Source organism: Kitasatospora sp. NPDC008050 (assembly GCF_042957465.1).
Classification (GTDB): domain Bacteria; phylum Actinomycetota; class Actinomycetes; order Streptomycetales; family Streptomycetaceae; genus Kitasatospora.
In genome coordinates, this window is the sequence record NZ_JBIBIJ010000019.1 from 108,373 (window position 1) to 122,129 (window position 13,757).

At 71.4% G+C, this 13,757-nt stretch carries 13 protein-coding genes; 5 read left to right on the forward strand and 8 right to left on the reverse strand.

Features of this window, described 5'->3' with window-relative positions; all coding sequences use genetic code 11:
• The first annotated feature begins 34 nt into the window (after positions 1 to 34).
• Positions 35 to 529 (forward strand): FBP domain-containing protein, encoded by a 495-nt coding sequence (locus tag ACFZB9_RS29905; protein WP_391452320.1) that lies wholly within the window; start codon positions 35 to 37, stop codon positions 527 to 529.
• Positions 530 to 614: 85 nt separating this feature from the next.
• Here ACFZB9_RS29905 and ACFZB9_RS29910 read toward each other — a convergent pair whose 3' ends face one another.
• Positions 615 to 1,406, reverse strand: a complete 792-nt coding sequence (locus tag ACFZB9_RS29910) for an alpha/beta fold hydrolase (RefSeq protein WP_391452322.1) — start codon at positions 1,404 to 1,406, stop codon at positions 615 to 617.
• A gap of 72 nt (positions 1,407 to 1,478) precedes the next feature.
• Positions 1,479 to 2,147, reverse strand: a complete 669-nt coding sequence (locus ACFZB9_RS29915) for a DUF4097 family beta strand repeat-containing protein (RefSeq protein WP_391452324.1) — start codon at positions 2,145 to 2,147, stop codon at positions 1,479 to 1,481.
• Positions 2,148 to 2,374: 227 nt separating this feature from the next.
• Between ACFZB9_RS29915 and ACFZB9_RS29920 the strand changes: the two genes are divergently transcribed.
• A complete protein-coding gene (locus ACFZB9_RS29920; RefSeq protein WP_391452326.1) occupies positions 2,375 to 3,106 on the forward strand; it encodes a helix-turn-helix domain-containing protein in 732 nt (243 codons plus the stop codon).
• Positions 3,107 to 3,120: 14 nt separating this feature from the next.
• On the opposite strand, the gene ACFZB9_RS29925 is transcribed toward ACFZB9_RS29920, so the two are convergent.
• The 4 genes from ACFZB9_RS29925 to ACFZB9_RS29940 form a co-directional block, all read right to left on the reverse strand.
• Complete coding sequence (locus tag ACFZB9_RS29925; protein WP_391452328.1) at positions 3,121 to 4,002, reverse strand: TIGR03560 family F420-dependent LLM class oxidoreductase; 882 nt, start codon at positions 4,000 to 4,002, stop codon at positions 3,121 to 3,123.
• 46 nt (positions 4,003 to 4,048) lie between these two features.
• Entirely contained in the window at positions 4,049 to 4,531 is a 483-nt protein-coding gene (locus ACFZB9_RS29930) for a hypothetical protein (RefSeq protein WP_391452330.1), read from the reverse strand.
• 217 nt (positions 4,532 to 4,748) lie between these two features.
• The gene (locus ACFZB9_RS29935) at positions 4,749 to 5,705 is read right to left on the reverse strand and encodes a pirin family protein (RefSeq protein WP_391452332.1); all 957 of its coding nucleotides are present in this window, start codon (positions 5,703 to 5,705) and stop codon (positions 4,749 to 4,751) included.
• A 140-nt stretch (positions 5,706 to 5,845) separates the two neighbouring features.
• Complete coding sequence (locus ACFZB9_RS29940) at positions 5,846 to 6,382, reverse strand: SseB family protein (RefSeq protein WP_391452334.1); 537 nt, start codon at positions 6,380 to 6,382, stop codon at positions 5,846 to 5,848.
• Positions 6,383 to 6,658: 276 nt separating this feature from the next.
• On the opposite strand from ACFZB9_RS29940, the gene ACFZB9_RS29945 reads away from it, so the two are divergent.
• The gene (locus tag ACFZB9_RS29945; RefSeq protein WP_391452335.1) at positions 6,659 to 8,488 is read left to right on the forward strand and encodes an acyl-CoA dehydrogenase; all 1,830 of its coding nucleotides are present in this window, start codon (positions 6,659 to 6,661) and stop codon (positions 8,486 to 8,488) included.
• Positions 8,489 to 8,816: 328 nt separating this feature from the next.
• Positions 8,817 to 10,124, forward strand: a complete 1,308-nt coding sequence (locus ACFZB9_RS29950; protein ID WP_391452337.1) for a M18 family aminopeptidase — start codon at positions 8,817 to 8,819, stop codon at positions 10,122 to 10,124.
• A gap of 84 nt (positions 10,125 to 10,208) precedes the next feature.
• Here the strand turns inward: ACFZB9_RS29950 and ACFZB9_RS29955 are convergent, their stop codons facing one another.
• Together ACFZB9_RS29955 and ACFZB9_RS29960 are read right to left on the reverse strand one after the other, a co-directional pair.
• A complete protein-coding gene (locus ACFZB9_RS29955) occupies positions 10,209 to 12,038 on the reverse strand; it encodes an NHL domain-containing thioredoxin family protein (RefSeq protein WP_391452339.1) in 1,830 nt (609 codons plus the stop codon).
• 42 nt (positions 12,039 to 12,080) lie between these two features.
• Positions 12,081 to 12,536: a winged helix-turn-helix transcriptional regulator gene (locus ACFZB9_RS29960; protein ID WP_391452341.1), complete on the reverse strand. Its 456-nt coding sequence runs from the start codon at positions 12,534 to 12,536 to the stop codon at positions 12,081 to 12,083.
• Positions 12,537 to 12,632: 96 nt separating this feature from the next.
• Between ACFZB9_RS29960 and ACFZB9_RS29965 the strand changes: the two genes are divergently transcribed.
• Entirely contained in the window at positions 12,633 to 13,622 is a 990-nt protein-coding gene (locus ACFZB9_RS29965) for an NADP-dependent oxidoreductase (RefSeq protein WP_391452343.1), read from the forward strand.
• Positions 13,623 to 13,757: the final 135 nt, after the last annotated feature.

Here is a 13,757-nt window from a genome sequence, read left to right on the forward strand (position 1 = left end):
CTAGGAAGTCTAGGCAACGTTAGCGTCCTCGACCATGAAGCCAGTGACCGAGCGGGACATCCGCGCATCCTTCGTCAATTGTTCCAAGGGCGCGGCCCAGCGCCTGCCCGTCCCCCGTGACCTCGCCGAACTCCCTTGGGACGACCTGGACTTCCTCGGCTGGCGGGACGGCGGCGCGCCCGACCGGGCGTACCTCGTGGTGCCGTTCGAAGGGGCGCTCACGGGCATCGTGCTGCGCTACTCGGCCCAGCAGCGCGGCTTCCTGCGGCGCAGTATGTGCAGCCTCTGCCTGACCACCCATCCGGGCAGCGGTGTCTCGCTGATGGCCGCGCCCAAGGCGGGGGCGGCCGGCCGTGAGGGCAACTCGGTCGGCGCCTACATGTGCACCGACCTGGCCTGCTCGCTCTACGTGCGCGGCAAGCGGGTCGCCGAGCCGGGCGCGCGGATCGAGGAGTCGCTCACACTGGCGGAGCAACTGGACCGGATGACCGGCAACCTGGCCGAGTTCGTGGCGAGGCTGCACGCCTGACCGGCGCTGTTCCGGCGCTCTCCCGGCGCTCTCCCGGCGCTGTTCCGGTGCGGTTGCGACGCTCTTCCGGTGCGGTTGCGGCGATTCAGGCGCGGGCGGCGGCGAGCTCGCGCACCGCCTCGGCGACGGCTCCGAAGTCCTTGCGCAGGATCTTGGAGTGGTTGCTCGCGACCTTCGCGCCGACCCGGATGTTCGGGTTGCGGGCGAGCACCGGGTCGAGGTTGGCGCGGATCTGTTCCATCACCTTCGCGTCGGCGCCGAGGTTGCCGCCGGTGCCGAGCACGTACCGGGTGGGTACGGTCACGCGGTCGAAGACCGGGTCGAGCGAGGCGGGCGCGCAGAGCTGGTTGAGCTCGATGTTGATCTCGGCGTGCTGGGCGGCGCTCATCCGCGCGGCCAGGCCCAGCGGGCGGCAGATCGGGAAGACCGGGCTGAGCCGGCGGAACAGCGTGCGGATCTGCTCCTGGGTGGCGTCGTCGAGCCATTCGCTCGGCAGGGCGCCGTCCACGGACACCACTGCCTGGACGCGGTCCGGGTTCCGCGCGGCCCAGTGCATCGCGATCAGGGCGCCGTAGGACCAGCCCACCAGGATCGGCTTCGCCACGCCCCGCGCCTTGAGGACGGCGTCGAGGTCACGGATGCACGCCTCGAACGAGTAGTCCGTGGCGCGCTTCGACTTGCCACGGGCCCGCTCGTCGTAGGTGATGTGCCGGTAGCCGTCGCCGAGTTCGGCGATGACGCGCCGCCAGTTCGTCTGGTCGGCGTAGGAGCCGTTGAGGTAGACCACGGGGGTGCCGGTGCCGCCGGTGTCGGTGACGGCGAGGGCGGTGTCGTCGATCGGTACCAGGCCGGTCCAGGTGGGCTGCTCGGTGGTCATGGTCTGCCTTCTTCCCGTGTTGGAGGTGGAACAGGGGCGGTGCTGTCGAGCGGTGCTGTCGAGCGGTGCGGTTCAGAGGCTTCGGGCGGTGATGTCGCCGTAGGCGGTGGTCGCGTGGATGGTCAGACCGGCGGCGCCCTCGGTGTTCTTGAGCGCGTTGTGGATCCGGCCGTAGGTGGTGCCGGCGTCCAGGGCGGCGCAGACGCCGCGGGCGGCGCCGACCGACACCTCGCCGAACTCGGTGCGCAGCACGACCGCGCCGCGCACGGCCTCGCGGATCCGGATGTCGCCCTTCTGGGTGCTGATCCGGGCGGGGCCGCCCAGCCGGCCGACCGAGACGTCACCGGCGAGGAGGGTGACGTGGGCGCTCTCGGTCTCGTCGAGCTTGACCGAGGCGTGTGCGCCCTCGAAGGTGACGTCACCGAGCCGTCCGACGCCCCGGAGTTCGGCGCCGGCCGTCTTCGCCTCGACGCGGGAGCCGGCCGGCAGCTGGATGGTCACCTCGATGGATCCGCAGGAGCCGAGGATCCGGTTCTTCGCCGGTGCGGCCACGATCCGCAGGACGCCGTCGGCGTATTCGACGGTGATCTGCTCCGCCGCCTTCACGTCGCGGCTCTTCGAGGCGTCCGCGGGCAGGACCTCGACCGTGGTGTCGGTGCGGTCGGCGGCGATGAACCGCACGCGCCCGGCGGGGATGTCGAGGACGGTGGTGACCGGGGCGGGGGTGTCGAACTTCTGCATCGTTCTGTCCTTCGGCTCGTTGTTTCTGACACCGGAAACGCTACGTTGCGTTCAAGGATCCTGGCAACGGTGAAGTTGCGTGGGATCGGCATCTATGCAGGTCAGGGCCGAACTATCGTTGCAACGCCCTGGGCTTTAATGCAACGGAAATCCGCTCGATCGTTGCAATGGAATGGAAGCGAACGCTATGCTGGCGGCATCGGGGAAGCAGGTGAAGGGAGATCGCGGTGCCGGGAGGCAGGCTCACTCAGCAGGAGCGCCAGCAGATCGCGCTGGGGGTGGCCGACGGCCTCGCCTACGCGGAGATCGCCAGGCGTCTCGACCGCCCCACCTCGACGGTCACGCGTGAGGTGATGCGCAACGGCGGCCCCACCGCCTACCGGGCCGACCTGGCCCACCGTGCCACCGAACGCCGCCGCGCCCACCGGCGCGCGCCGGCCGCTCCCCGAGGGCCGCAGGCGCCCCCGCAGGTCCACGGACGCGATGTCCAGGCCGTGCGCGAGTACGAGGAGCTCTACACCACCGTCCTGATGGGTTCGGGCACGCCCAGGATGATGGCCCGGGTGCTGGCCTGCCTCACCCTCACCGACGCGGGCAGCCTCACCGCGTCCGAACTCGTCCAGCGCCTCCAGGTCAGCCCGGCGTCCATCTCCAAGGCGATCACCTACCTGGAGAGCCAGGGCCTCGTCCGCCGGGAACGCGACGAGCGCCGCCGTGACCGCTACGTCGTCGACGACGACGTCTGGTACCAGTCGATGATCGCCAGCGCCCGCGGCACCGCCCACCTCGTCGAGATCGCCCGGCAGGGCGTCGGCATCCTCGGGCCCGACACCCCGGCCGCCGCCCGCCTGGAGAACATCGCCCGCTTCGTCGACTTCGTCTCCGAGAGCATCGCCCGCGCCGCCGAGCAGGCCCGCGAGATCCTCCACACCAAACCCGAAGCGCCCGCCGGCCCGTAGACCACGCCGGGCCGCTAGCCGATCCGGGCCAGGCGCGGCAGCAGGTGCTCGGCGATCTCCTCGGCGAACTCCGCCGGGTTGCGGCCCGCCTCCGGCACCACCTGGAGTTCGGCCACGCCCAGCTTCGCCAACTGCTCCGCCTCGGCGAGGAAGGCGTCCAGCTCGCCCAGCGCCGGACGGCGGCTCCACATCACGGTCTTCTCGATCGCCTCGTAGTCGCGACCCGCATCGGCGCAGTGCGCCCGCAGTACGTCCAGCTTGTGGCCGACCTCCGCGACGCTGTTGCCGAACAGGTTGCAGGCGTCGGCGTACTGGGCGACCAGCCGCAGCGTCTTCTTCTCGCCGCTGCCGCCGATGATGATCGGCGGACGCGGGCTGCGCAGCGGGCGCGGCACGCAGAGCGTCTCGGCCAGCTGGTAGTGCCGGCCCTCGTAGGGACCGTTGTCGTCGCTCCACATCTGCAGACAGATCTGCAGCGTCTCCTCCAGGCGCTCGAACCGCTCGCTCACCGGCACCACCGGGACCCCGAGGGCTCGCTGCTCGCGCTCGTACCACGAGGCCCCGAGGCCCAGCTGCGCACGGCCGCCGGAGAGCACGTCCAGGGTGGTGACGATCTTCGCCAGCAGGCCCGGATAGCGGTACATCACGCCGGTGACCATCAGGTTGAGCTGCATCCGCTCGGTGATCGCGGCGACGTAGCCGAGGGTGGTGTAGCCCTCCAGCATCGGCTCGGTGGCGACCGAGTGCGGGGTCTCCATCTGGAAGTAGTGGTCCATCACGGTGAACCGGGCGAACCCGGCCTCCTCGGCGATCCGCGCGGTGCGCGCGAGCGTCGGGGCGATCAGCGCCGGGTCCTCGGGGGTGGTGTACTTCCAGTAGTGCAGGCCGAGCTTCATGTCGGTGCCCCCAACAGGGTCGGGTGAATGGTCAGCTGACTCGACGCTATCGTGCCTGACGGAAGATCAGATGCCATGATGCGAGCAGCTCGTGGCGCAGCAGATCGTCGGCGATCGGCCCGTTGGCCGGTGTCCGGAACCACCACCAGCCGCGGCCCGCCAGGTCCAGCTGCGCGACCCGCGCCATCCGCTGCCCGTCGTCGACCACGGTGAACGAGCGGTAGTGGTCGTCCGTCTGCTGGACCGCGGCCTGCTCCAGCCGCTCGCGCAGCGCGGCCGGGAGCTTGCCGAGCGCGGCCGCCAGGTGGTCACGCAGGAAGAGCGCGCCGGCTAGGTCGTAGGCGTTCCACGCGTCGCGGGCGAAGGGCGGCAGCGCACGGTCGGCGTCGATCCGCGCGACCTGCTCCGCCCAGGCGGTGGCCAGCTCGACGGCATCCCGCTCGGCACCGACGCCGAATGGCACCCGGTGGGCGGTGAGCTGGGCCAACTCGTCCTCGCTGAACAGGGATCGCAGTCGCGCGTCGGTCATCGATGGGTCGCCTCCCGAGGTGATTCGGACGCTCAGCTAGGAGGACGAGTAGCGATTCCGTTTAGTTCGCGAGTTGAGCGCAACTTGAGTCCAGACGGCCGCTCTTGAGGATCGAGCTCGTCGCCACCCGGCCCGCCTGCGCCCGCTGCCCCGCCGCCGGTGGGCGGCCGACGGGGCAGCGGGCGGGGCGCTCGGCGGTGGTGTGTGAGTGGCCTGATCAGTTGGCGCCGGCGGGGATGGTGCCCAGGCGGCCGGCCTGGAAGTCCTCCATGGCCTGCTGCAGTTCGCGGTGGCTGTTCATCACGAACGGGCCGTAGTGGGCGACCGGCTCCCGGATCGGCTCACCTCCCAGCAGGACGACCTCGAAGTTGGCGCTGCGGGAGTCCTGGGCCTCGTCGGCCCGGATGGTGAGGGAGTCGCCCTCGCCGAAGACGACGGCCTGGCCCAGGTGGAACGGGCGCCGCTCCGAACCCGCCGAGCCGCTGCCGGCCAGGCCGTAGGCCAGCCCGTTGAAGTCGGGCCGCCAGGGCAGGGTGACCTCGGCGCCGGGGTTCACCGAGACGTGGATCATCGTGATCGGGGTGTGGGTGGCACCGGGGCCCTGGTGGCCCGCGATGTCGCCGGCGATGAGCCGTACGAGCGCGCCGCCGTCCGCCGAGGCGAGCAGCTTCACGTTGCCGCCCCGGATGTCCTGGTACTTCGGCGCGATCATCTTGTCCGCGGCGGGCAGGTTCACCCACAGCTGCAGCCCGTGGAAGAGGCCGCCGGACATGACCAGCGACTCCGGCGGGGTCTCGATGTGCAGCAGGCCGGAGCCCGCCGTCATCCACTGGGTGTCGCCGTCGGTGATGACGCCGCCACCGCCGTGCGAGTCCTGGTGGATGAAGGTCCCGTCGATGATGTACGTGACGGTCTCGAAGCCGCGGTGCGGGTGCCAGGGGGTGCCCTTGGGCTCGCCGGCCGCGTAGTCCACCTCGCCCATCTGGTCCATCATGATGAACGGGTCCAGGTACTTCTGGTTGATCTTGGCGAAGGCGCGACGGACCGGGAAGCCCTCGCCCTCGAAGCCGCTCAGCGCGGTCGACACGGCCAGCACCGGCCGCGGCCGGGCGCCTTCGGCGGGGGATGCGATGCGCGGCAGAACAAGCGGGTTCTCGACGGTCACGGCTGGCATGTCGGCCTCCTTCTGAGTGCTTGGGCCTACCTCTGCGAGGTTAGTTCAACGCTCAACAAGAAGCAAGTTGAATGTTCAACCATGACTCGACGGGTCGGCCGGGATCAGCCCCCCGCGGGGGGCCGGGTGTGCGGGGCGGGTCAGCCGTACATCCGCCGCATGGTGAAGTCGACCATCTGCTCCACGGCCTTGGCGTCGAACACCATCCGGTGCTCGCCCTCCATGTCCAGCGCGAAGCCGTAGCCGGTCGGCAGCAGGTCCAGCACCTCGGCGCCGGAGACGCTGAAGTACTTGGAGTCCTTGCCCGCGTACCGGCGCAGCTCCTTGAGCGAGCTGAACATCGGGATCACCGGCGTCGGCGTGTTGTGCAGGGCCAGGAAGCCGGGGCGGTCGCCGCGCGGGCAGTGCACCTTCGAGGTGATGAAGATCGCCTGGAAGTCCTCCACCGGCATCGAGCCGGTGGTGAAGGCGCGCACGGCGTCCGCGAGCGAGGGCGGCGAGGGCTCGGGGTAGAGCGACTGCCCGGCGGCCTGCGGCTGCTCGCCGTACCCTCCGAGCCCGCCGGCCTGCGCGCCGTAGCCCTGCTGCCCGTAGCCGCCGCCCATGCCCTGCTGCCCCGCCTGCTGGTAGGGGTCGCCGGGGTAGCCGCCGTTCGCGCTCTGCTCATAGCCGTACACACGGACAGGCTAGCGAACCCGGCCCGTCCGGCGGGGCGGTCGGATCGGACAAGGTGCGCTGGGATGGTCCTGTCGGGAACCGACGGCGCGTGGGTCGGCGGGCACTGCGGGGCCGGCGGGGACGTACGGCCCTGGACGTGACTACGTTCACGCCGGATTAACGGTGAAAGGCTTGAAGAAGTTACTTACCGGTAGCATCATGATGTCTACTGGCGGGTAGGTGCGCCCACGAAACCTTATCGGCGCACCCGGAAGCGACGAACCGGAGAAACGGTCATGGGTCACTACAAGTCCAACCTGCGGGACGTGGAGTTCAACCTCTTCGAGGTGCTCGGCCGCGACCAGGTGTACGGCACCGGTCCGTTCGCCGACATGGACGTCGACACCGCGAAGAGCATCCTCAGCGAGATCTCGCGGCTGGCCGAGAACGACCTCGCCGCCTCCTTCGCGGACACCGACCGCAACCCGCCGGTCTTCGACCCGGAGACCAACACCGCGCCGATCCCGGACACCTTCAAGAAGAGCTACAACGCCTACATGGACGCCGAGTGGTGGCGCCTGGGCATCCCGACCGAGATCGGCGGCCAGGTCACCCCGTCCTCGCTGATCTGGGCCTACGCCGAGCAGATCCTGGGCTCCAACCCGGCCATCTGGATGTACTCCTCCGGCCCGGCCTTCGCCGGCGTCGTCTTCGACGAGGGCACCGAGGAGCAGCACAAGGTCGCCAAGCTCATGACCGACCGGCTCTGGGGCGCCACCATGGTGCTGACCGAGCCGGACGCGGGCTCCGACGTGGGCGCCGGCCGCACCAAGGCGATCAAGCAGGAGGACGGCTCCTGGCACATCGAGGGTGTGAAGCGCTTCATCACCTCGGGCGAGCACGACATGTCCGAGAACATCATCCACCTGGTGCTGGCCCGCCCCGAGGGCGGCAAGCCGGGCACCAAGGGCCTGGGCCTCTACATCGTCCCCAAGTACGACTTCGACTGGGAGACGGGCGAGCTGGGCGAGCGCAACGGCGCCTACGCCACCAACGTCGAGCACAAGATGGGCCTGAAGGCCTCCAACACCTGTGAGATGACCTTCGGCGCCAAGCACCCGGCCAAGGGCTGGCTGGTCGGCGAGAAGATCGACGGCATCCGCCAGATGTTCAAGATCATCGAGTTCGCCCGGATGATGGTCGGCACGAAGGCCATCGCCACCCTCTCCACCGGCTACCTGAACGCGCTGGAGTACGCCAAGGAGCGCGTGCAGGGCGCCGACATCGCCAACTTCCTGGACAAGAACGCCCCGCGCGTCACCATCACGCACCACCCCGACGTGCGCCGCTCGCTGCTGACCCAGAAGGCGTACGCCGAGGGCATGCGCGCCCTGGTGCTCTACACCGCCTCGGTCCAGGACGACATGCTGGCCGCCCGCCTGCGCGGCGAGAAGGACGAGGCCGCCGAGCGCCTCAACGACCTGCTGCTGCCGATCGTCAAGGGCTACGGCTCGGAGAAGTCCTACGAGCAGCTCGCCCAGTCCCTGCAGACCTTCGGTGGCTCCGGCTACCTGCAGGAGTACCCGATCGAGCAGTACATCCGGGACGCCAAGATCGACACCCTCTACGAGGGCACCACCGCGATCCAGGGCCTGGACTTCTTCTTCCGCAAGATCGTCAAGGACGGCGGCCAGGCGCTCACCGCGGTCTCCGAGCAGATCCAGAAGTTCCTCGGCGCGGGTGAGGGCGGCGACGCCCTGGCCGCCGAGCGCGAGCTGCTCGCCAAGGCCGCCGGCGACCTGGAGGCCATCGTCGGCAAGGTCCTCAGCGACCTGTCCGCGGTCGAGCAGGACGTGAAGAACATGCACAAGGTGGGCCTGAACACCACCCGCCTGCTGCTGGTCTGTGGCGATGTGGTGGTCGGCTGGCTGCTGATGCGCCAGGCCGTCGTGGCCCAGGCCAAGATCGAGGCCGGCGCCACCGGCAAGGACCTCGCCTTCTACCAGGGCAAGCTCGCCGGTGCCCGGTTCTTCGCCCGCAACATCCTGCCGACCATCAGCGCCCAGCGCCTGATCGCCGAGGGCATCGACCTGGACGTCATGGAGCTGGCCGAGGACGCGTTCTGATCCCGTTGACCACCTGACACACCCTCAGCACTGTGGGGCCCGCGCTGTCGTGCGGGCCCCACAGTGCTGTCCCGGCCCCACCCTCCTGGCGCCGTGGCGCCCGGCCGGGCCCCCACGCGCCGCGCCGATCCGCGCACTCGTTCGACCCCGAGCGATCCGGGCTCCCAGGTACCGGACAGTAGGTGAACAGGGCGGGTGATGATGACGCATCAGTCACCCGGGACCAATACCAACTCTTGACTGTCCTGTCGGTGTACGGGCATATGCTCGGATGGGAGGGCACCTTCGCACCGCCGGCTCTCCGCACTTCCCTCGACCCAGGAGCAGCATGTCCACCGCCGACCGACCGGTGTTCTTCGACCGGACCCATACCGACGACCTGATCGCCTTTCTGGCCGCCGCCCCGTCCCCGTACCACGCGGTGGCCGGCGCGGCCGAGCGGCTGGAGAAGGCGGGTTTCCGGCAGGTCGCGGAGACCGACGGGTGGGAGGGCACCACCGGCGGGCGGTACGTCATCCGGGGCGGCGCCCTGATCGCCTGGTACGTGCCCAAGAGCGCGGGCCCGGCCACGCCGTTCCGGGTGGTCGGCACCCACACCGACTCGCCCAACCTGCGGGTCAAGCCGCTGCCCGACACCGGTGCGGCCGGCTGGCGGCAGGTGGCGGTGGAGATCTACGGCGGGGTGCCGCTGAACACCTGGCTGGACCGGGACCTGGGTCTGTCCGGCCGGCTGGTGCTGCGTGACGGATCGACCCGGCTGGTGCAGCTGGACGAGCCGCTGCTGCGCGTCCCGCAGCTGGCGATCCACCTGGACCGGCAGGTCAACGACGGGCTGAAGCTGGACAAGCAGCGGCATCTGACCCCCATCTGGGGGCTGGGCAAGGTGGACGAGGGCGGCCTGATCAAGTACGTCGCCGAGCGCGCCCAGCTGGACGCGAGCGCGGTGGTGGGCTGGGATCTGATGACCCACGACGTCCAGCCGCCGTCGTACCTGGGCCGGGACCGCGAGCTGCTGGCCGCGCCGCGGCTGGACAACCTGCTCTCGGTGCACGCGGCGACCGCCGCGCTCGCCGCCGCCGTCAGCGCGGAGGGCGCCGACCGGCTGCCCTACATCCCGGTGCTGGCCGCCTTCGACCACGAGGAGACCGGCAGCGAGTCGGACACCGGCGCGCAGGGCCCGCTGCTCGGCAATGTGCTGGAGCGCAGCATCCACGCCCGCGGCGGCACCATGGAGGACCGGGCCAGGGCGCTGGCCGGCACCGTCTGCCTCTCCTCCGACATGGGGCACGCCGTGCACCCCAACTACAGCGAGCGGCACGAGCCCGGCCACCAGCCGGTCCCCAACGGCGGGCCGATCCTCAAGGTCAACGTCAACAACCGGTACGCGACCGACGGTGTCGGCCGGGCGGTCTTCGCCGGCGCCTGCGAGCGGGCCGGCGTGCCGTGGCAGACCTTCGTCTCCAACAACGCGATGCCGTGCGGGACCACGATCGGCCCGATCACCGCGGCGCGGCTCGGGATCACCACGGTGGACTGCGGGATCGCCGCGCTCTCCATGCACTCGGCGCGCGAGCTGTGCGGCGCCGAGGACCCGTACCTGCTCGCCTCGGCGCTGAAGGCGTTCCTCGAAGGCTGACGCCCGGCGGCGGGTCGGGGCCGGCCGCGCCGGCTCCCGACCCAGGGCCTGTCCGGCGGATCTTGCCGGACAGGCCCTGGCCGCTCACTCCATCCCGGCCAGCACCAGCGGCAGCCGGCTCGCGCCGCCCGCCACCAGCTTCACCGGCACGCCCCAGTCCTGCTGGTGCACATGGCAGGCCGGGTACTCGATCGCCGGGTCGTCGTCGCAGGAGGCCGCCATCGCCGAGACGTGCAGCACGCCCTCGGTCAGCTCACCCGAGAGCACCAGCTCGCGGGAGAGCGCGCTGTCCGCGCCGGCGCCGGAGACCAACAGCTCGGGCGGGGTGGCGCTGACCAGCAGGCGGGTGGAGGGGCCGTAGCGCTCGTCCAGCTTCTGGCCGCTGGGCGCGGTGAAGACCACCTCCAGGCGCAGGGCGCCCGGGGCCACCTCGGTGGCGGCGCGCTGGGTGCGGTGCGCGACGGACTCCACCCGCACCGCCTCCTCGGGCAGCCGCAGCCGGGTCAGCCGGTGCCGGGCCGACTCCACCACCACGATCTCCTCGCCCGCCAGCACCGCGCCCGAGGGCTCGCGCAGGTCGGTGGCCAGCGTGCTGACCTCGTTCGTCGCCGGGTCGAAGCGGCGCAGCGCGTGGTTGTAGGTGTCGGCGATCGCCACCGAACCGTCCGGCAGCACGGTGACACCGAGCGGGTGCTGGAGCAGCGCCTGCTCGGCGGCGCCGTCCCGGTGGCCGAAGTCGAACAGGCCGGTGCCGATCGCACTGTGTACGGACTGTGTTTCACGTGAAACCCAGCGCAGCGCCGAGGTCTCCGAGTCCGCCACCCAGAGCCGCTCGCCGTCCGCCGAGACCGCCAGGCCCGAGGGCTGGGCGAACCAGGCCTCCGCCACCGGGCCGTCCACCAGGCCCTCGTTGGTGGTGCCGGCCGCCACCGCGACCGCGTCGCCGGCCGGGTCGTAGGCCCACAGCTGGTGCACGCCGGCCATCGCGATCCACACCCGGCCGTCGAAGAAGGCGACGTCCCAGGGCGAGGAGAGGTCCACCTCGCGGGCCGGGCCCTCGGTCGGCGAGCCCTGCCACCACTGCTTGCCGGTGCCGGCCAGCGTGGTCACCGTGCCGTCGGCCAGCCGCACCCCGCGCAGCGCGTGGTTGACCGTGTCGGCCACCACCACGTCGTAGCCGAGGTCCAGCCCCTGGGGCACCAGCGCCAGGCCCTGCGGCTCGCTGAACCGCGGCGCCGCGCCGTCGGTGCTGTCCAGGAAGCCGCGCTCGCCGTCGCCGATCCGGCGCACCACGCTCTCGCCGTCCTCGGCCAGCTCGACCAGCGAGTGGTGACCGGAGTCGGCGACCAGGAAGCCGCCGCCGGGCAGCCGCACCGCCTTGCCGGGGAACTTCAGCGCCCCGGCCACCGGCTCCGGCGGCACGTACGGGCCGTCACCGCGGCGCAGCGTGCCCTTCGCGGCGTGCTCGGCCTCCAGCTCCTCGACCAGCCGCTCGATCGCGTGCGCGTGGCCCTCGCCGGCGTGCTGGGCGACCACGTACCCCTCGGGGTCGATCACCACCAGCGTCGGCCAGGCCCGCACCGCGTACTGCTTCCAGGTGGCGAGCTCCGGGTCGTCCAGCACCGGGTGCTCGACCTCGTAGCGCGCCACCGCGTCCACCACGGCCTGGTGGTCGGCCTCGTGGACGAACTTGGGCGAGTGCACCCCGACGATCACCACGGTGTCGCGGTGCTTCTCCTCCAGCGCGCGCAGCTCGTCCAGGACGTGCAGACAGTTGATGCAGCAGAAGGTCCAGAAGTCGGCGATCACGATCTTGCCCCTGAGGTCCGCCAGGGTCAGATCCTTGCCGCCGGTGTTCAGCCAGCCGCCGGCGCCGATGAGTTCGGGGGCGCGGACGCGTGCACGAGAAGCCATGCCCACATCCAACCTCATCGGGTGCCGGAAGCATTCCGCCGACTACAGGGCGAGGTGCAGGCGCCGGGTGGCCGGGGCCAGGGCGCGGGCCGGGGCCGGGATCGGAGCAGAGCGGCGGCGGCGCAGTTCGGTGACGCCGAGGTCGTCGGTGCGGGCGTCGTAGGCGTGCTGGTGGGCCTCGACGGTGGGCTGGTGGTGGTCGATCCAGCTCCGGATGGCGCTCAGCGGCTCGGCCAGGCTGCGGCCGAGCGGGCTCAGCTCGTAACGGACCTTGACCACGGAGTCGGCCAGCACGGTACGGGTGACCAGGCCGTCGCGCTCCAGGCTGCGCAGGGTCTGGGTGAGGATCTTGCGGCTGATGTCGCCGATCCGGCGGTTCAGGTCGCCGTAGTGGGCGGGACCCTCCTGCAGGGTGACCAGCAGCAGTACCGACCAGCGGTCGCCGAGGCGGTCGAGCAGCGGGCGGCAGGGGCAGCGGTCCTGGTCACTCTCGTTCATGCTCTGGGCAACCGCGCAGCCGGCGGGGGGTATTCCAGCAGGTTTCCGCCAGGTTCCGTCTGGCCGCCGTGCGGCGGTCGGCGGCAGCCTGGAGCCATGACGACTCAGACGAACGCGGTGCAGACGAACGCGGTGCAGATGAACACGGTGACCCAGGACCGCTTCGGCGCAGCCTCCGAGGTGCTGCGGATCGCCCGCACCGAGCGCCCCGCGCCCGGCCCGACCGAGGTGCTGGTCAAGGTGCACGCGGCCGGGATCAACCCGGTGGACGTGAAGACCAGCCGGGGCGAGGGGCTGGCCTGGTACTACGGCGAGCCGCCCTACACGCTGGGCTGGGACGTCAGCGGCACGGTGGAGGCGGTCGGCTTCGGGGTCACCACGCTCAAGGCGGGCGACGAGGTGCTCGGGATGCCGAACTTCCCGCGGCTGGCCGGCGGCTTCGCCGAGTACGTCACCGCGCCCTCGCGCCACTGGGTGCGCAAGCCCGCCGGGCTGAGCCACGCCGAGGCGGCCGGACTGCCGCTGGCGGGTCTGACGGCCTGGCAGATCCTGGTGGACACCGCCGAACTGGCCGCCGGCCAGCGGGTGCTGGTGCACGCGGCCGCCGGCGGGGTGGGCCACCTGGCGGTGCAGATCGCCAAGGCCCGCGGCGCCTACGTGATCGGGACGGCGCGGGCGGCCAAGCACGACTTCCTGCGCTCGATCGGCGTGGACCAGGCGCTGGACTACACGGCCCGCCCGTTCGAAGAGGTGGTCAGCGAGCTCGACCTGGTGGTCGACAACATCGGCGACCCCGAGCACCAGCTGCGCTCGCTGCGCACCCTGCGCGAGGGCGGGCTGCTGGTGGCGGTGCCGGGCGGGGTGGACCCGGTGGCGGCCGAGCAGGCGCGGGCGACCGGCCGGCGGATCACCGACGTGCTGGTCGAGCCGGACCGGAGCGGGCTGCGCGGCCTGGTCGAGCTGATCGAGCGCAAGGAACTGCGGGTGGAGGTCGCCGCGCGGCTGCCGCTGGCCGAGGTGGCCCGGGCCTTCGAACTGGTGGGCTCGGGGCGGGCCCAGGGCAAGGTGGTCCTCACCCTGGACTGAACCCGGACCGGACCCTGGACTGAACCCCGGGCTGACCGCACCCCCGTGACGGTCGGCCGGTGCTCGGCCGGTGCTCGGCCGGTGCTCAGCCGGTGGCGAGCCGCTCGGTCAGCCGCTGCTTGGCCGCCGGCCACT